This window comes from Acinetobacter parvus DSM 16617 = CIP 108168, from assembly GCF_000368025.1.
Taxonomy (GTDB): Bacteria; Pseudomonadota; Gammaproteobacteria; order Pseudomonadales; family Moraxellaceae; genus Acinetobacter; species Acinetobacter parvus.
Window position 1 is genome coordinate 171,184 of sequence record NZ_KB849211.1, and the last position, 18,000, is coordinate 189,183.

Sequence of the window (18,000 nt, forward strand, 5' to 3'; positions counted from 1 at the left end):
GAGTGCCTATATTTTTTACTTTTTATTCAATTTACTCTTTAATTGATTATTTTCTTCAATCAATGCATCTACTTTAATATGTAGCTGAACTAAAAGTTGCTCGATATGCTGGAGATCTTTTGGAGTGACTAGACCAATACGATTCAACGAATGATTCACACCTGTATCCAGAATTTTTTCCACCTTGTCTTTGGTGTCAGTCACCGACTCTTTGGCTTTCTCAGTCACTTTTCCAACGGTGTTATCAGCAAAATCTACAGTCTTGGATTCTAGCTCTTCACCCACCTTGACCAGAGAGTCAAATAATTTATTTCCCTCTTCTTCGGCGCGTGAAAAAGCTCCCAAACCTGCCAGCCAGATTTGTTGTGTATACTTTTTGAAATCGAGTGCAGATTTCTTCGAACTCTTTGATTTTGGCTTAGTTTTTACCTCAGCTTCTTCATTCGGATTTTCTATGTTCGAGTTATCCATTGACCATTGCTCCCAAGCACTTTACAAACAGTATGTGGTATTTAACCATAAAAATGATTTTATAATATCAAAATTAAGACTTGATCGTTTTATAAAACTGTTCTACAAAGCAACAAAGACCTGTAAATTATTTTTAATAATTGAGTAAGGATGATCAGGCTTACAAGTCTTGTTGTTTTATAGCGATATTGGTAAGGAAAAATCAATCAATGAACGAAAGCTCAAAATCCAAACATTTATGGCTAAATGTGACATTGATTGCTTTAGAGACTTTTTTTTCCTTTATTTTAACCCACGATGCCACCCTGCGCTTACAGGCACAGAAACTGATCCAGAAAAAAACCACGATCAGGATAAACAGCTACATCCCTTTCTTTGATTTTTACATTCAGTTCACTGAAAAAGGCATTTTATTCGACCTTGCCGCCAATGATCGTACAATTGATGTCGAGATCAACACCACACTGATTGACCTAATTAAAATTTTCATCTTTAGCAATCAGCAAAGTCTATACAATATGCGGATTATGGGTAAGCCCGAACTTACCACAGACCTGACCGATGTATTACAGCACCTCACCCTGTCCAGAATTTTGGTCAACTGGCGTGAATGGTTCAACCACTTTGAAAATGATGCGGAAGCCGTTGCTTCCCAACAGCGCATTACCCCACTGCTTGATAAAATTGACCAGCAACGTTCTGAAATCAACACTTTGCTGGTTGAAGCAAAACAATACCAGAACCGTATTCACCGCATGCAAAAACGCCAGCGCCTGATCAATATTGGCTTTGCTGTATTGAGCTTTATTTTTATTGCCTTTTTTGTTTATAATATGTGGATACAATAATTTCATAATATTTTACTTTTCACACGCATAATGACGATTTAAAACTTGACTATTTTAGTCGGAATTCATAAAATTTAGTCATCTAGTCTAATCATGTGTATCGAATTATGCGTCTTACAACTCGTGGTCGTTACGCAGTGACTGCTCTACTTGATTTAGCTTTGCAGCCAACTGAACAAACAATCACGCTTGCGGAAATAGCAGCTCGCCAATCCATTTCAGTCGCTTATTTGGAACAGTTATTTGCAAAACTTAAGCGTCACGGGTTAGTTTCAAGTGTTCGTGGTGCAAATGGTGGTTATCACCTTGCACGACATGCCAGTGAAATCACCGTACTAGAAATTATTGAAGCTGTAAATGAAACGGTCGATGCGACTCGTTGTGACCACAAAGGCAACTGCCAAAATGGTGCAATGTGCTTAACGCATGACTTATGGCAAGAACTCTCCCACCATATTGCCGATTATCTTGCAAAAATCAATCTTGCTGACCTGATTTCCCGTGACAACGTTCAAACTGTTGCCATTCGCCAGAATTCAGTAAGTCTCGATTCAGCCTTTCTATCGGTTACAGGTATTTGACATGAAACGCCCAATTTATCTTGATTATGCAGCAACAACACCATTACTTCCTGAAGTTGCAGAACGTATGATGGAATGCTTAACTTTCGAAGGGACTTTTGGTAACCCTGCCTCACGCTCACATGCTTATGGCTGGCAGGCTGAAGAAAAAGTTGAATATGCCCGTGAGCAAGTGGCCAATCTGATCAAGGCTGATCCTCGTGAAATCGTCTGGACTTCAGGTGCAACTGAATCTGACAACCTGGCACTTAAAGGAATTGCCCAATTCTACGGTTCAAAAGGCAAACACATCATTACCAGTAAAATCGAACACAAAGCTGTGTTAGATACTTGCCGCGAGCTAGAAGAACAAGGTTTTGAAATTACTTATTTAGAACCCGAACCACGTACAGGTTTAATTACGCCTGAAATGGTGAAAGCAGCTTTACGTCCAGATACCATTCTTGTATCGCTCATGATGGTGAACAATGAAATCGGTACGATTACTGACGTAGCAGCTATTGGCGAGCTAACACGTGCGAATAAAACATTCTTACACGTTGATGCTGCACAGGCAGCTGGTAAAGTTGAAATCGATCTTTCAACCATGAAAATTGATTTAATGAGCTTCTCTGGTCATAAAATTTATGGCCCTAAAGGAATTGGTGCTCTATTTGTCCGCCGTAGCCCACGTGTTCGCTTAAAAGCACAAATGCATGGTGGTGGTCATGAGCGCGGTATGCGTTCTGGTACTTTAGCAACTCATCAAATTGTAGGTATGGGTGAAGCTTTCGAAATTGCTGGAAAAACCATGCAAGCAGAACAAGAGCGTCTTCGCCACCTACGTGACAAACTTTGGAATGGCTTCCAACAAGACCTTGAGCAAGTGTTCTTGAATGGTCATCCGACTGAGAACGTTGCAAACTATCTTAATGTCAGCTTTAACTTCGTTGAAGGTGAATCATTAATGATGGCGTTAAAAGATCTTGCAGTATCAAGTGGTTCAGCATGTACATCTGCAACATTAGAGCCGTCATATGTATTACGTGCTTTAGGTTTATCCGATGAATTAGCACATAGTTCAATTCGTTTTAGTTTTGGTAAATATACAACTGAAGCAGATATTGATCATGTGTTAACAATTACCAAAGCTGCTGTTGAGAAATTACGTGAACTTTCTCCGCTTTGGGATATGTATAAAGAAGGTATCGACCTTTCAACAGTTGAATGGGCTGAACACTAATTCATTGGAGTTTGAATTGAACTCTTCATTGAAAACAGTGTTTTAACCCTCATATTAATATTAGGCTGACCCCGAGGTTTGGAGAAGCGACATGGCTTATAGTGAAAAGGTAATTGATCATTACGAAAACCCTCGTAATGTTGGTGTATTAGACAAAAATGCAGAAAACGTAGGTACAGGTATGGTCGGCGCACCTGCATGTGGCGACGTGATGCGTTTACAAATTCAAGTCGATGACAATGGCGTAATTGAAGAAGCTCGCTTCAAGACTTATGGCTGTGGTTCTGCAATCGCATCAAGTTCACTGGTAACCGAATGGTTAAAAGGTAAAACGCTTGATGAAGCTCAAGCGATCAAAAACATTGATATCGCGACTGAACTTGCACTTCCACCAGTAAAAGTACACTGCTCTGTCTTGGCTGAAGATGCAATTAAAGCTGCGATTGAAGACTATCGTGGTAAGAAAGCGAAAGCTGTGTGATGACCGAAATAATATTGGAGTTTTCATGATCCATTTAACTGAAAATGCTGCGACTCACATCAGCAATTACCTGCAAAACCGCGGTAAGGGTGAAGGCATTCGTATTGGTGTGAAAACTTCGGGTTGTTCTGGGTTGGCCTATGTACTTGAGTTTGTCGATGATATCGATACACATGATCAAGTGTTTGAGCAACTCGGTGTTAAAGTTTTTGTTGACCCTAAAAGCCTTGTTTATCTCAATGGTTTAGAGATGGATTATGTGAAAAATGGTTTGAATGAAGGCTTTGAATTTAACAACCCTAACCAAAAAGGTGAATGTGGTTGCGGTGAATCATTTACCGTCTAACTAGCAACACCCTCTTTCTTTTCGTCAAAACAGTGTGTTCCGCACTGTTTTAACGTATTTATTAATAGCGGAATTCATCTCCCATGAATCATTTTGAGTTGTTCCAATTACCAGAAGCACTCGATATAGATTTAGCAGCTTTAAAAAAACAATTTTTAAGTTTGCAACAGCAATATCATCCCGATAAAGCCACTGACAAAGATCAAGCATTGATCAAGTCGAGTGAAATCAATCAAGCGTATAAAGTACTCTCACAAGTTGATAGTCGTGCGGCGTATTTACTTGGCTTAAAAAAACAAGATCATCACTTGGATCAGTCCATTAGCGATTTTGAATTTTTACAATCTGCACTCGAAATGCGTGAACAGCTTGACGAAGCCACCTCCACCGAGCAACTTAGTACTTTAAAAGTTGAAGTTCAGCAATGGATTGACGGTTTAGTTCGTGAATTTAAAATCGATTTTGCTGAAGAAGATTGGGCTGAGGCTCGTGATACCGTTCGTAAACTACGTTTTTTTCAACGTGTCATGAATGATATTGATAAAGCCGAAGATCGTATGTTGGACGAAGAAGATGGCTTCGATCTCGATGATGATTTTTAATCCGCTGTTACCAAATATTTTCAAGGGATACCGCACGCATGGCACTTTTGCAAATTGCTGAACCAGGTCAATCTACTGCTCCGCATCAACATCGTATTGCGATCGGCATTGACTTAGGGACAACCCACTCTTTAGTGGCGACAGTGCTATCGGGAAAACCGAAAGTTCTGCAAGATGACAAAGATCGTGTATTACTACCGTCGATTGTTCATTACGCAAAAGATTCAACGACGTTTGGTTATGAAGCCAAGCCGTTTATGATGACTGACCCCAAAAATACTGTTGTTTCAGTAAAACGTTTTATGGGTCGCTCGCAAGCAGATATCAAATTTCAGCATCCGTATACACTTGTTGGTGCAGAAAATGAGATGCCAGCATTTCAAACTGCTGCTGGTCGTAAAACGCCTGTCGAAATTTCTGCAGACATTTTAAAGCAGTTAAAAGATCGTGCCGAAGCAAGCCTCAACAACCCTATCAACGGTGCAGTGATCACTGTTCCAGCATATTTTGATGAAGCACAACGCCAAGCGACACGTGATGCTGCTCAACTTGCAGGTTTGAATGTTTTACGTTTGTTGAATGAACCAACGGCTGCCGCGGTTGCCTATGGATTAGACCAAGATACCAATCTCAGTACAGACCGTAATTATGTGATTTACGATTTAGGGGGCGGTACTTTTGACGTCTCCATCCTACGTTTCTCACAAGGTGTTTTTGAAGTTCTTGCGACTGGTGGACATACCGCGCTTGGTGGTGATGACCTTGACCGCTTAATCGTAAAATGGGCAAAAAAACAGCTTAATATCGAAACTTTAAGCGATGAAGAATATGCTGTTTTTATTGTGGCAGCGCGTCAAGCCAAAGAATACTTAACAGATCATGAAGCTGCTGAATTAAAATTACTGGATGATCGTCTCACTTTAGATCGTCCGACCTTTGAATCGATTATTCAAGTTGCACTCGATAAAACCATGAGTGTATGTAAACGTGTACTGCGTGATGCTAAACTTGAACTCGATGAAATCGAACATGTGGTTTTAGTAGGTGGTTCAACACGTTCATATGCCGTACAAAAAGCTGTACGCGAATTATTTGAACGTGAACCACTCTGTACGATCAATCCTGATGAAGTCGTTGCAATTGGCGCATCTATTACCGCCAACCAGCTCATTGGCAACAGTCAAGATGGTTCATTACTGCTTGATGTCACGCCACTTTCTCTTGGTCTAGAAACCATGGGTGGATTGGTTGAACGTTTGATTTCACGAAACACAGCAATTCCAGTCGCTCGCCGTCAAGAATTTACCACTTATCAAGATGGCCAAACCGCGATGTTGATTCATGTGGTACAAGGTGAACGTGATTTAGTCGAGCATTGTCGTTCATTGGGTCGCTTTGTTTTACATGGCATCCCACCAATGACTGCGGGTCAAGCACGTATTGAAGTGACCTTCCAAGTTGATGCGGATGGCTTACTGACAGTATCTGCGAAAGAAACCACTTCTGGTGTTCAAGCGCAAATTGATATCAAACCATCTTATGGTCTATCTGCAGCGGATACTGAACGCCTCTTGGTTGAAGGTTTCCAACATGCTGAAGAAGACAAACAATTGCGCCATCTGCAAGAAACAAAAGTGGAAGCACAACGTGAGTTGGAAGCTTTAGAACAAGCGTTAAAAGCAGATACTGACTTACTCTCTCAGCAACAAGCACGAGATCTAATTCTTGCTGCTGAAGCGTTAAAAGCTCGCCTTAAAACCGATGAGCTTGCAGCAATTGAACAGGCTGTTCAACAGCTTAAAATTCACAGTGATGCCTTTGCCGCGTTGCGTATGAATCGACATATTGACCATGCCTTAAAAGGTACGAAACTTGAAGATTGGTCAAACTCAAACTAAAGGTATAGGTGATCAATATGCCACGTATTAAAGTTCTTCCTCATGCACAAATTTGCCCAGAAGGTGCAGAATTTGAAGTCGAACAAAATGCCAATTTATGCCAAAGTTTATTAAAACAAGGCATTAAAATTGAACATGCTTGCGACATGTCTGCAGCATGTACGACTTGCCACGTGATTGTTCGTAAAGGATTCGATAGCCTTGAAGAAATGAACGATGTTGAAGCAGATCTACTTGATCGTGCATGGGGTTTAGAGCCTGACTCTCGCCTGTCATGTCAGGTTGAGATCGTTGATGAAGACTTAGAAATTGAAATTCCGAAATATACGATTAATCATGCTTCGGAAAATCACTAAGCTTTATCCATCAAAAAACTCCTCTTTATTAGAGGAGTTTTTTATTCAAGAATAAATCTGGATTATTGTCTAATCTCATCATCCAACGTCAGTTTTGGAATTCCCTGTGCATTGGTAATTTTCTGTTGCTTTTTAATTCGGTCTATCATTTTTTCAAGAATTTCAACCAGTTCAGGATATTCATAATTTTGTACTTCCTCTAAATTAAGTACCAAATGAAAACCTTTGTACTCAAAATCAAACCATTTTTGGGTATCTGATTTCTTGCCAGTGAATTTTTCCATCACCTGCCAAGTTTTTACGGGCCCCTGAATGCCTTTTAAGTAAATTGGTACTTTAGGCACACATAGAAATTCATTTTTAATCAACTGATGTGTGTCATCCGCAATTAGTATTTCATCCACTTCAGCCGCAGACTGTAAACGCGCTGCCAGATTTACATCACGCCCTACAATGGTATAGGCCATACGGTGTGAAGCACCATAGTTCCCAACGTGGCAATAACCTGTACTGATTCCCATGCGGATGTGCAGGGCTGGATAGCCCATTTTCTTCCAGCGTTCACGCAAAAGTTTCATTTGCTGGCGCATGGCAATTGCCATTTCTACACAGGTTTTTGCGTCTTGTTCTACGCCTTGAGTATTGGGGTCTCCAAAGAAAATTAAAATCGCATCCCCCATGAACTTATCCACGGTTGCCTCATACTGCTTGGCAATTTCAGTCATGTGACTCAAATAATCATTGAGTAAAAATGCTAAATCATCTGGAATTAAGGTTTCAGAAAGCTCTGTGAAACCCTGAATATCTGAAAAGAAAATCGTCATTTTCTTACGTTTATATTCAATTTTTGCTTCAGATTCCCCTTTCATAATAGATTGCCAAAGCTGCAATGGTGCATAGCGGCTTAACTGATTGGCAAACTCCATATAACGGTTCATTTGGCTATAATAATGGTCTTTTTTTGCCATCGTGAAACGAATTCGCTGCGCTTGATATGCACTGCCCATACCAAAATAAAAAATCATGCACAGGAAAGATAAAATGGTCAGTTCGGTACTACTTTGTTCAAAGTACTCATGAAAACCAAAAATAAAAATATTACAAATATAAAAAACTGTGACCGCCAATAAGGATGCCAATGCAACTAAAAAAAAAGAAACTTTAATATAAATTGCGGTATATAGCAGCGCAAATAAAGCGGCAAAAGTAAGTACCAAATTCAGATGTACCGCAGACAAACATGCTGCTACTACAATAATATCAATAATAAACAGGATATTACGCTTAGCTTGATGACTATATTTATATTGCAGCCAGCGTGAAAATTTAGGAATAATCAGTAATAAAAAAGTGAGAAAAAATGGAAGATAAATTTGATAATTGGTATCGGCATAGGTGTAGTGATAGACCACCATAATCAGGGATAAACTTGCATACCCGACTAATCGATGCAGAAATTCGAATTGTTGAGGATCTCTTTCCATCCAATTGTACATGAAAACCGCGGCCTACTCCGATCTAGGATTAAAAAGCCACGCATGCTGCGTGGCAATTCATTTCAATTAATCCATTCGCCAGTCAAATGGCATATCGCCTTGACCACGCAGAGCAAGCATCAAGGTTTGACGCATGTGAGACAAAACTTCATTACTGTATGGCACAGCTGGCGTACCCCAAACAGGTTTAGGCCAAGCTACATCATTTTGATAACGCACGACGTGATGAAAATGCAATTGTGGAACCATATTACCTAAAGCCGCCACATTCATTTTATCGGCACGGAATACACGTGCTAATTGGCTAGATAACCAACTAGATTCACGTAAAAATTGTTCTTGGTCTGCCTGACTTAATTCGTATAGTTCTGTAACCCCTGGCACACGTGGAATTAGAATTAACCAAGGGAATTGCATATCATTCATTAAACGACATGTTGACAGAGGAAAGTCGCCTACAAAAAAAGTATCTTGAGCAAGTTGTGGATGCAAACTAAACATATCTTTATAAATGACGCAAATTGTAATGATGAGTAATACTATCACATCCCCAGTACACTGAGTATCATTCCCATCATGTTTCGATGTAAATAAAGTGCAATTTTAACCAAATTCATCATAAATAATTTTCATCATAGAATCAGAGGTTTCTTAGAAAATATTCATAAATTTACCGATGTGATATTTAGGTCAATTTGCATTTTAATCTCAGCTGTGCAAAGTTTTTAGCAGGCTGTTTAATAGATCGGCAATAAATTGAATCCGCTTTTCAGCATCTTGCAACATTACCATTACTTTCAAACGCTGCCCACCATCCATACGGAAATAGGTCGGATGTTTTTGCATCATTTGAATAATGCTCATGGCTTGCACAGGTGTATCGGGCGAAAATTCAATGTAGCCACCATTGCTATTGATATCCACTTTGGTGATGCCCAGTTGCTCTGCTCTCAAACGTATTTGATGAACGCTGAATAGTTGCTTAACGGGTTGCGGTGGAATACCAAAACGGTCAATCAACTCCATGCGGATATGATCAAGCTTTTCTTGAGTATCAGTATTACTAATGCGTTTGTAGAACAATAAACGCTGATGCACATCACCCAAATAATCATCTGGAATTAAAGCAGGCATGTGCAGGTTGATTTCTGCAGTTAAAGACAACGGTGCATCGAAGTTAGGGGTTTTACCCTTTTGAATGGCTTTGGTGGCTTTTTCTAGCATTTCCATATACAAGCTATAACCAATGGCTTGCATTGAACCACTTTGTTGCTCGCCCAGTAATTCGCCCGCACCACGAATTTCCAAGTCTTCGGTTGCTAGCATAAAACCTGCCCCTAAAGTTGAGGCACGCTGAATGGCATCCAGGCGTTTTTCAGCATCACCTTTTAAGCCTTTAATAGATGGTACAAGTAAATACGCATAAGCTTGGTGATGCGAGCGCCCGACACGACCACGTAGTTGGTGCAACTGCGCCAATCCGAGTTTATCTGCACGTTCAATTAAAATGGTATTGGCATTTGGGACGTCAATTCCTGTTTCAATAATGGTCGAGCATACCAAGACATTGTATTCTTTATGATAAAACTGCTGCATGACTTGCTCTAATTCGCGTTCTCGCATTTGCCCATGTGCGACTGCAACGCGCGCTTCTGGTACCAATTCACGAATGGTTTCAGCACTGCGCTCAATGGTTTCCACTTCATTATGCAGCAAATAGACCTGACCCCCACGCAGCAATTCACGTAAAATTGCTTCTTTAATCGAGTCATCGGTATGTTCCTGTACAAAGGTTTTCACTGCCAAACGCCGTGCAGGCGGTGTCGCAATAATCGATAAATCCCGCATTCCAGAGAATGCCATATTCAAGGTACGGGGAATTGGAGTTGCGGTTAAAGTCAACATATCCACATCGGCACGTAAGGCTTTAATACGCTCTTTATCCCGAACCCCAAAACGATGTTCTTCATCTACAATCATTAAACCAAGGTTTTTAAATTGCACATTCTCTTGTAAGATTTTATGTGTACCAACGACAATATCGACTCTACCCTCGGCCAAATCCTCAATAATTTTGAGATGAGTTTTATTACTGCCAAAACGGGACAATACTTCAATACGAACGGCCGTATCAGCAAAACGGTCTTTAAAGGATTCATAATGCTGCTGCGCCAATAGCGTAGTTGGAACCAGTACGGCAACCTGTTTACCATTTTGCACAGCGACAAAAGCGGCACGCATCGCCACCTCTGTTTTACCAAAGCCCACATCACCACAGACTAGACGATCCATTGGCTTGGCCAGTTGCATATCATGTAGGGTCGCTTCAATCGCATTGGCTTGGTCAAGTGTTTCCTCATAAGCAAAGCCACTGGCAAATTGCATATAAGCGGTATGGTCCATTTCAAATGCAAAGCCTGGCTTGGACTGACGACGTGCCTGTATATGCAGCAACTCAGCCGCAACATCATGGATTTGTTCCAGTGCTTTACGCTTGGCCTTGCTCCATGTATCCGTACCTAATTTATGCAAAGGTGCAAGATTGGGATCACCGCCACTATAACGGCTAATCAGGTGTAAATTGGTCACAGGCACATAAACTTTTGCACCATCAGCATAGTCAAGCTGTAAGAATTCGTGATCCTGCTGATCAATTTCCAGCGTCGTCAAGCCTGCATAACGTCCAACACCATGATCAATATGTACCACAGGTGCACCAATACTCAGTTCCGTCAGACTACGTATCAGGAATTCTTCCGACACTTCCTGTTGACGTTTACGGCGACGTTGTACCACACGATGTTCATAGAGCTGATTTTCAGAAATCACCGAAAGTTGATTCGTTAGCAACAAGCCCCGATCTAAAGGCGCGCTGGTAATGGCAACCTGTAACTGATCTTTCTGGAACTGGGCAAAACTCTCTACGGTTTGAATTTCACCTAATACCGCCCGCAAAGCATCTTTTAAAGTTTCACGGCGACCTGCACTTTCCGCAACCAATAAAATAGGATGTTTAGCTTGATCAACATAATGTTTCACCACCTCAAAAGGCTGTTGCTTTTTAGGATCAACCGCAAGTTTGGGTGGCTGCTCAGCAGCAAGATTGAGTACACCTGCTTTGGCTTCAAATGCTTCTGCTGAGGCCAGAATTCGTGGAAATTGATTTAATGCCTGTAACACATGATGTGGCATTAAAAATAATTCCTCGGGAGGAAGAATCGGTTGATCAATGTTATGACGACGATCCTCATAACGACGAACCACTTCCTTCCAGAAGTTGATGAGTTCATCTTCAACTTCATTATTTGTAATGACAACGCAATTCTTTGGTAAGTAGGTTGTGAGGATGCTTTGTGTTTCCATCAGCTTTTTATCAAAGAATAATGGTAGGTAAAATTCCAGACCTGGGGTCGCAATGCCCTCTAGGACATCCTGATAAATTGGATTTTTCTTAGGATTGGCAGTGGGAAAACTTTCCGCATAACGATCTCTAAAAGTCGAACGCCCCTCTTTTAATGGAAACTCTTTAGCAGGTAAAACAGTAAAGTTTTTTAAGGATTCAGTGGTGCGCTGCGTTTCTGGATCGAAGAATTTCAGACTCTCAATTTCATCATCAAATAAGTCAATTCGAATCGGTTGATCTTGTCCAGAGGCGTAAATATCCATGATGCTGCCACGAACCGCAAATTCACCATGATCATACACCGTATCAACCAACCGATAGCCTGCTTGTACCAACTGCTTTTTTTGAGCTTCCAGATCAAGTTTCTGTCCCACCTTAATATCAAAATGCTCGCCCACAACCCATGAATATGGTGCAACCCTTTGAGCAAGTGTACTTGCCGAAATCAGTAAAATGCCCTTTTGTGGCATATGGGACAGAATAGCCAAACGTTCTGACACAATATCCTGATGCGGTGACAAACGGTCATAAGGCAAAATTTCCCAGTCAGGGAAAATGGTAGGCTTGATGCCATAGAATTCAAGTTCACTTTCTAATTGCGCAAGATGCTGGTTATTGCTTGCAACAATCACATAGAGACTGGAACTTTGCGTGGCTATTTCTTTAAATAATAATGCAGCTGATGATCCAAGCAATGAACCAATCCAGCGTTTTTCGCCTGCTTTGAATTGTTGTAGATTTAATTGAGAGATTTCTTGTTGAAACATAGAGAAAATCGTGCAATTTAAAGGACAATTGACTTAGTTTAGCATGATGTTTTTTATGTGGATATAAATCCAGAAAGAAGACTAACTGGATTTATCTTTTCATTTTTTCTCTAACTGGCGGTCCATCAAGCGAAATAAGGGGCGGGTTAAATTCATAACCGTAGCAGGTGCAGTATTCAGCAAGGCATTGGCAATTGCACCACTGGTACTGGTGATACGATAGGACTTTTGCTGTACTGCCTTGACAATCCATCCTGCTGCGGTAGAGGTATCCCGCATTTGCATATGTTTATAAATCGTTGTTTTAGATGACATCGGAACATGGGTGCACATGGTCGAGATATTAATCACATGTCCTCCACCATTTTCCAGAAAATGTGGCAACAGACCTAATGTCAAACGAACCGCTGCAAAATAGTTGATTTGCAGAGACCATACCATTAAACCTGAGCTGTTATTTTCCAAAGATTACTGGCGTACTGATAATCATCACTCCGCCTGTATGATGATTGTTAGGAATCTGGGTTGGGGGGTTTTACCGCTGGAAATGTTTAATGAAAATCCTGACTTAAAGAAAAAATTTAAAATCATGGAACTTTATGATTTTACCCCCAAATTTGAATATTATGTGGATTTGGTCTGGAGTCGTGAAAGCGACTTGGGTGCAGCAGCACGCTTCTTAATTGAGCATATCCGCACACAACGCCAACTCAATAACAAATAATAAAAAGCAAACAGATAAATCTCTATCTACAATCAAAGCCATGCTTTGCTTTCACGCAGATTGTGCTATAACAGAAGTTACCAATAATATTGTTTAGCAAGAAATCTATAGCAATGACTGAATCTGCATTACATCAATTAAAGAATTTAACCACTGTGGTTGCCGATAGTAGTGATCTGGAAGCAATTGAAAAATTTCGCCCTTTGGATGCCACTACCAATCCATCACTGATCACGGCTGCTGCTGAACAACCCGAAAGCAAGGAACTGATTGAAGATGCCTATACTCAGGCAAAACAGGAAAATTATCAGGGTGATGAACTGATTGAACGCACCATTGATATTTTAACTGTGAAATTTGGTGTTGAAATTTTAAAGCTGATTGATGGCCGTGTATCAACTGAGGTAGATGCCTCACTGTCTTATGATACCGAAGCGACGATTGCCAAGGCACGTGAACTCTCCAAGCTTTATCAGGGCTATGGCATTGAACAGTCACGCATCCTGATCAAGATTGCGTCAACATGGGAAGGGATTCAGGCAGCTAAAGTGCTGGAAGCTGAGGGAATTCCATGTAACCTGACTTTGTTGTTTGGTCTACATCAAGCCCAAGCCTGTGCTGATGCCAAAGTCACACTGATTTCCCCATTTGTTGGTCGTATTCTGGACTGGTATAAAAAAGCTGAGGGCGTTGATCAATATCCAATTGAAAAAGACCCTGGAGTGCTGTCAGTTAAGAAAATCTATAACTACTACAAACAACATGGGATTCCAACCCAGGTCATGGGTGCAAGCTTCCGCACCACAGCGCAAGTTTTAGGCTTGGCAGGTTGTGATTTATTGACGATTGCGCCAAATTTATTGGCGCAACTGGAACAGGATCAGCAAACGGTTACAGCTCAGCTCAGTACCGAAGCAGCACAACAGGCAGAAAAAATTGAACGTCCTGCCCAAAGCAAAGAAAGCTTTAAGGCAGAACTTGAACACGACTTGATGGCTTTCCAGTTACTGCAAAGCGGTATTGATGGCTTTATCAAGGCGCGTGACCAGCTCAGTTTATTACTACGCCAATCATTTGGTATTGATGCTGAAATCCAGCCTTAATTAGTCGATTTTTCAACTATAAAAAACCGATTTTTGTTACTATAGCAAGAATCGGTTTTTTAATGAGTTGATTGTGTTTGGTATCACAGATTTAACCACTTACATCATTGGTACAGTGTTGATTATCTTATTACCTGGCCCCAACTCGTTATATGTAATGTCGGTTGCCTCACGTTATGGGATCCAAACAGGTTTTTGGGGTGCATTGGGCGTATTAACAGGCGATTCTATTTTAATCCTGCTGACTATTTTTGGAGCAGCATCCCTGTTACAAGCTTTTCCAATTTTATTTGTGATTTTAAAAATAATCGGGGGTGCCTACTTAGCCTATTTAGGTTTTAAATTATTACAGGGCGCTTATCAAACATGGAACACACCACAACAGCATGCTGAACTGCCTGATTTACCTCAATTAGATCAAGTTCACCCCTACCGTACAGCACTGAGTATCAGCTTGCTTAATCCCAAAGCCATCCTATTTTTTCTGTCTTTCTTTGTGCAGTTCGTCAAACCAGACTATGCCTATCCTGCATTAAGTTTTTTAATTCTGGCGATTATTCTGCAATTGATCAGTTTTAGTTATTTAACCGCCTTGATCTTTTCTGGTATTAAATTGGCAGCTTTTTTTAAACATAACCTTAAACTGGCAGCAAGTGGTATTTGTCTGGTTGGCATCCTGTTTTTTGGTTTTGGTGTTAAACTCGCAACCTCAACGCTGGCTTAATGCTACTTTTGATCAAATGATCAATTTATTCAATCATTTTAGAACTACGATTTAGCGAATATTAACGATATACTTTTCAACAAATTTTAATCAACTATAGATGCATTGATGCAACGCCTTATTCAAGATTTTTCCATTCCTGCGGTATTTGCTGGCTTTATTACTTTCCTGATTGGGATTAGCGTTTCTGCGGTCTTGGTGATTCAAGGCGCACAATCTTTAGGGGCAAATACTGCACAAATCAGCTCATGGTTTTGGGCACTGGGTTTGGCAATTGGTCTATCAGGCTTAATCCTGTCATGGAAATATAAATATCCCGTGGCAACAGCATGGTCGACCCCTGGGATTGCGTTGATTATCGCTTCTACAGGCCATTATGATTTGTATGAAGCAATTGGTGCTTTCTTAATGTGTGGCGTCGCAATCGCAATCGTTGGATTTTCAGGCATTTTCCAAAAGTTAATGGCGCATATTCCGCAAAGCCTCACGTGTGCGATGCTTGCAGGAATTTTATTAAAATTTGGCATACAGATTTTTAGCAGTATGCAAACTTATCTGGGTTTTATCCTGAGTATGCTGCTGATTTATCTGGTCTCAAAAAGACTGTTTCCGCGTTACAGCATCGTACTCACCGTGATTTTAGGAGCGATGATTTGCCCATTCTTTATCGAGTTTCAATTGCATTCCATCACATGGTCTTTGGCACAACCTGTCTGGATGCAACCTGCATTTTCATGGTCTGCCTTACTCGGTCTGGCTTTACCGCTGTTTGTGATTAATATGACCTCACAGAACTTGCCTGGGATTGCCATGATCAAGAGTTATGGCTATCAACCGCATGTCAATCAACTGGTCGGCTGGACGGGTGTTGCCCTGTTTGCAACCATTAGCCATAACGTTGCACTTGCTTTTGCCAATGTAGAAGAACGTGAAGCAGCCTTGCTGACTTTTTTATGTAGTGCTTCTGGTGTGCAGTTCTGGGGGATTGGTTCCGCTTTTTGGGGATTGATCTTAGGTATTTTTGTTTTGATCCTATTCAGGTTGAAACTAAAAAATAAGCCTTAGTATCCTAAGGCTTATTTAAGAAATGAATTGGTTAACCGTTATTTTTCATCCAAATCTTTCTGCGCCTCTTCATCGTTTAAAATCCGTCCAGCCTGTTTAGGTCGAATTAATGGTGCAGTTGGACGTGGATGGGCATTGGTATATTGCAGACCCACACCTGCATAAACGTCATCCGCAGCGATTTCTGTTTCAAAACGCTCATCATCACGCTCACGAATTTCATCGGCAATGCGCTGAACCTCATCTTCATCGACACCCAGTTCTTGCAAAATCACGCCGCCAAACTTGATTGCTGATTCAAAGGTTTCACGAATCATATAATCCACTTTTTGCTTGACTAAATAAAGTGAGTGTTCGCGGTCATAGGAACGTACCAGCAGCTTGGCCAGTGGAAATTCATGCGTCACCAGCTCCACAATTCGATTGGTGGTTTCTTTACTATCGACACACACCACGATTGCCTGCGCCGTAGCCGCCCCCGAAGCATGCAGAATATCCAGACGGCAACCGTCACCATAATAGATTTTAAAACCGAATTTTTCCGCGTTTTGAATCATGTCAATGTCATTATCAATAATGGTGACATCAACGCCTCTTGCCAGTAATAATTGACTGGTCACCTGCCCAAAACGGCCAAAACCAATCATCAGAACACTACCACTGAGTCCATCGGCAACATTGACATTGTCTAAATTAATTTCGTCCTTGGTTTGAGTAAATCGCTTGAATACAATCCCCAGAATAGGTGTCAACACCATTGAAAGCACGATAATTGCGGTCAGGTTCGACTTGATTGTATTATCAATCACCTGGGCACTGAGAGCCGCAGCAAACAACACAAAGGCAAATTCACCACCCTGGGCCATCAGCAATGCACGATCCAGTGCTTCGGTATGTGAACTTTTGGTAATGCGGGCAACGATATAGATCATCAGTGCCTTGGCGAACATCATCGCCAACACACCACTGAGAATAAGCTGCCAGTTTTGGGCAACCACGGACAAATCGAGCGACATCCCAACACCGAGGAAAAACAAACCCAGTAACAACCCTCGGAATGGTTCTATATCCGCTTCAATTTGATGCCTGAATGTTGATTCAGACAACAACACACCTGCAAGAAAAGCACCCATTGCCATAGACAAACCACTGACCTGCATCAGCAATGCAGCACCCAGCACAACCAGTAACGCTGCTGCGGTCATGACTTCCCGCGCCTTTGCAGCCGCCAGAAATCTAAACAGAGGATTCAGCAACCAATAACCTGCGGCGATTAAACCTGCAATTGCAATTAAACCAATACCAATATTTTCTAAACGCGCCGAGGTACTTTCAACCACATGATTCGGTGCCATGAAAGCAACAATTGCAAGTAAAGGAACAATCAATAAATCTTCAAACAATAAAATGGCAACAATCTTCTGGCCCTGTGGCTGGGCAATATCACCCCGATCTCCCAGTAACTGCATCACAATTGCTGTTGAAGTGAGTACAAAACAAGCCGCCCCAATAAAAGCCACCTGCCATGTGAAGCCAAATAATAGCCCCACGCCTGTTAATGCGGTCGCACAGGCTACAATCTGCAATGTCCCCAGGCCAAAGATTTCGCGTCTGAGTCCCCATAAATGTGAAGGCTGCATTTCCAGACCAATCACAAACAGGTACATGACAACCCCTAATTCTGCAATATGTAAAATTGATGTGGAGTCGTGGAAAAATGCAAAGCCAAATGGTCCAATGATCAAGCCTGCAATTAAGTAACCCAGTACCGAACCCAAACCTATTCGTTTAAAAATAGGGACTGCAATCACAGCCGCGGCCAATAAAACCACGGGTGCAATTAAGCTAATTGAATGTGCCTCTGAACTCATGTTGTTCTCATTTTTATCAATGCGATTTTATTCTATGTGAAA

At 41.2% G+C, this 18,000-nt stretch carries 16 protein-coding genes and 2 pseudogenes; 12 read left to right on the plus strand and 6 right to left on the minus strand.

The genetic code is table 11. The annotated features are described in order from the left end of the window. Positions 1 to 15: 15 nt before the first annotated feature. Positions 16 to 471: a phasin family protein gene (locus F988_RS02990; protein ID WP_004677856.1), complete on the minus strand. Its 456-nt coding sequence runs from the start codon at positions 469 to 471 to the stop codon at positions 16 to 18. Positions 472 to 680: 209 nt separating this feature from the next. Between F988_RS02990 and F988_RS02995 the strand changes: the two genes are divergently transcribed. From F988_RS02995 to fdx, 8 genes are all read left to right on the plus strand, one after another. Then, the gene (locus F988_RS02995; RefSeq protein ID WP_004680960.1) at positions 681 to 1,319 is read left to right on the plus strand and encodes a hypothetical protein; all 639 of its coding nucleotides are present in this window, start codon (positions 681 to 683) and stop codon (positions 1,317 to 1,319) included. 107 nt (positions 1,320 to 1,426) lie between these two features. Beyond that, the gene (locus F988_RS03000) at positions 1,427 to 1,900 is read left to right on the plus strand and encodes an Rrf2 family transcriptional regulator (protein WP_004677860.1); all 474 of its coding nucleotides are present in this window, start codon (positions 1,427 to 1,429) and stop codon (positions 1,898 to 1,900) included. Position 1,901: 1 nt separating this feature from the next. After that, entirely contained in the window at positions 1,902 to 3,122 is a 1,221-nt protein-coding gene (locus F988_RS03005; protein ID WP_004680961.1) for an IscS subfamily cysteine desulfurase, read from the plus strand. 91 nt (positions 3,123 to 3,213) lie between these two features. After that, on the plus strand, positions 3,214 to 3,603 hold the full coding sequence (gene iscU, locus F988_RS03010; RefSeq protein ID WP_004677862.1) for a Fe-S cluster assembly scaffold IscU: 390 nt from the start codon (positions 3,214 to 3,216) through the stop codon (positions 3,601 to 3,603). A 25-nt stretch (positions 3,604 to 3,628) separates the two neighbouring features. Continuing rightward, positions 3,629 to 3,949 (plus strand): iron-sulfur cluster assembly protein IscA, encoded by a 321-nt coding sequence (gene iscA, locus F988_RS03015; RefSeq protein WP_004661460.1) that lies wholly within the window; start codon positions 3,629 to 3,631, stop codon positions 3,947 to 3,949. 83 nt (positions 3,950 to 4,032) lie between these two features. Next, complete coding sequence (gene hscB / locus F988_RS03020) at positions 4,033 to 4,551, plus strand: Fe-S protein assembly co-chaperone HscB (protein WP_004680963.1); 519 nt, start codon at positions 4,033 to 4,035, stop codon at positions 4,549 to 4,551. A gap of 38 nt (positions 4,552 to 4,589) precedes the next feature. Then, positions 4,590 to 6,449 carry a Fe-S protein assembly chaperone HscA gene (gene hscA / locus F988_RS03025; RefSeq protein ID WP_004680964.1) on the plus strand — a complete coding sequence of 620 codons (1,860 nt, stop codon included), beginning with the start codon at positions 4,590 to 4,592 and terminating at the stop codon, positions 6,447 to 6,449. A 17-nt stretch (positions 6,450 to 6,466) separates the two neighbouring features. Next, the gene (gene fdx / locus F988_RS03030; RefSeq protein ID WP_004680966.1) at positions 6,467 to 6,805 is read left to right on the plus strand and encodes an ISC system 2Fe-2S type ferredoxin; all 339 of its coding nucleotides are present in this window, start codon (positions 6,467 to 6,469) and stop codon (positions 6,803 to 6,805) included. Positions 6,806 to 6,867: 62 nt separating this feature from the next. On the opposite strand, the gene F988_RS03035 is transcribed toward fdx, so the two are convergent. The 4 genes and pseudogenes from F988_RS03035 to F988_RS03050 form a co-directional block, all read right to left on the minus strand. Beyond that, a complete protein-coding gene (locus tag F988_RS03035; protein ID WP_004680967.1) occupies positions 6,868 to 8,301 on the minus strand; it encodes an adenylate/guanylate cyclase domain-containing protein in 1,434 nt (477 codons plus the stop codon). Between the two features lie 66 nt (positions 8,302 to 8,367). Beyond that, positions 8,368 to 8,802, minus strand: coding sequence for an HIT domain-containing protein (locus F988_RS03040; RefSeq protein ID WP_004680968.1), 435 nt, complete (start codon positions 8,800 to 8,802; stop codon positions 8,368 to 8,370). A gap of 207 nt (positions 8,803 to 9,009) precedes the next feature. Next, positions 9,010 to 12,471: a transcription-repair coupling factor gene (mfd, locus tag F988_RS03045; protein ID WP_004680970.1), complete on the minus strand. Its 3,462-nt coding sequence runs from the start codon at positions 12,469 to 12,471 to the stop codon at positions 9,010 to 9,012. Between the two features lie 99 nt (positions 12,472 to 12,570). Further along, positions 12,571 to 12,903, minus strand: a pseudogene (locus F988_RS03050) (hypothetical protein); the annotation flags it as partial. On the opposite strand from F988_RS03050, the pseudogene F988_RS03055 reads away from it, so the two are divergent. The 4 genes and pseudogenes from F988_RS03055 to F988_RS03070 form a co-directional block, all read left to right on the plus strand. After that, a pseudogene (locus tag F988_RS03055) lies at positions 12,899 to 13,195 on the plus strand (LysR family transcriptional regulator); the annotation flags it as partial. The pseudogenes F988_RS03050 and F988_RS03055 overlap by 5 nt on opposite strands. 113 nt (positions 13,196 to 13,308) lie before the next feature. Further along, a complete protein-coding gene (gene tal, locus F988_RS03060; protein WP_004677869.1) occupies positions 13,309 to 14,298 on the plus strand; it encodes a transaldolase in 990 nt (329 codons plus the stop codon). Between the two features lie 73 nt (positions 14,299 to 14,371). Then, the gene (gene leuE, locus F988_RS03065) at positions 14,372 to 15,022 is read left to right on the plus strand and encodes a leucine efflux protein LeuE (protein ID WP_004677871.1); all 651 of its coding nucleotides are present in this window, start codon (positions 14,372 to 14,374) and stop codon (positions 15,020 to 15,022) included. A 108-nt stretch (positions 15,023 to 15,130) separates the two neighbouring features. Next, on the plus strand, positions 15,131 to 16,087 hold the full coding sequence (locus tag F988_RS03070) for a benzoate/H(+) symporter BenE family transporter (RefSeq protein ID WP_004680973.1): 957 nt from the start codon (positions 15,131 to 15,133) through the stop codon (positions 16,085 to 16,087). 38 nt (positions 16,088 to 16,125) lie between these two features. Here the strand turns inward: F988_RS03070 and F988_RS03075 are convergent, their stop codons facing one another. After that, a complete protein-coding gene (locus F988_RS03075) occupies positions 16,126 to 17,958 on the minus strand; it encodes a monovalent cation:proton antiporter-2 (CPA2) family protein (RefSeq protein ID WP_004680974.1) in 1,833 nt (610 codons plus the stop codon). Positions 17,959 to 18,000: the final 42 nt, after the last annotated feature.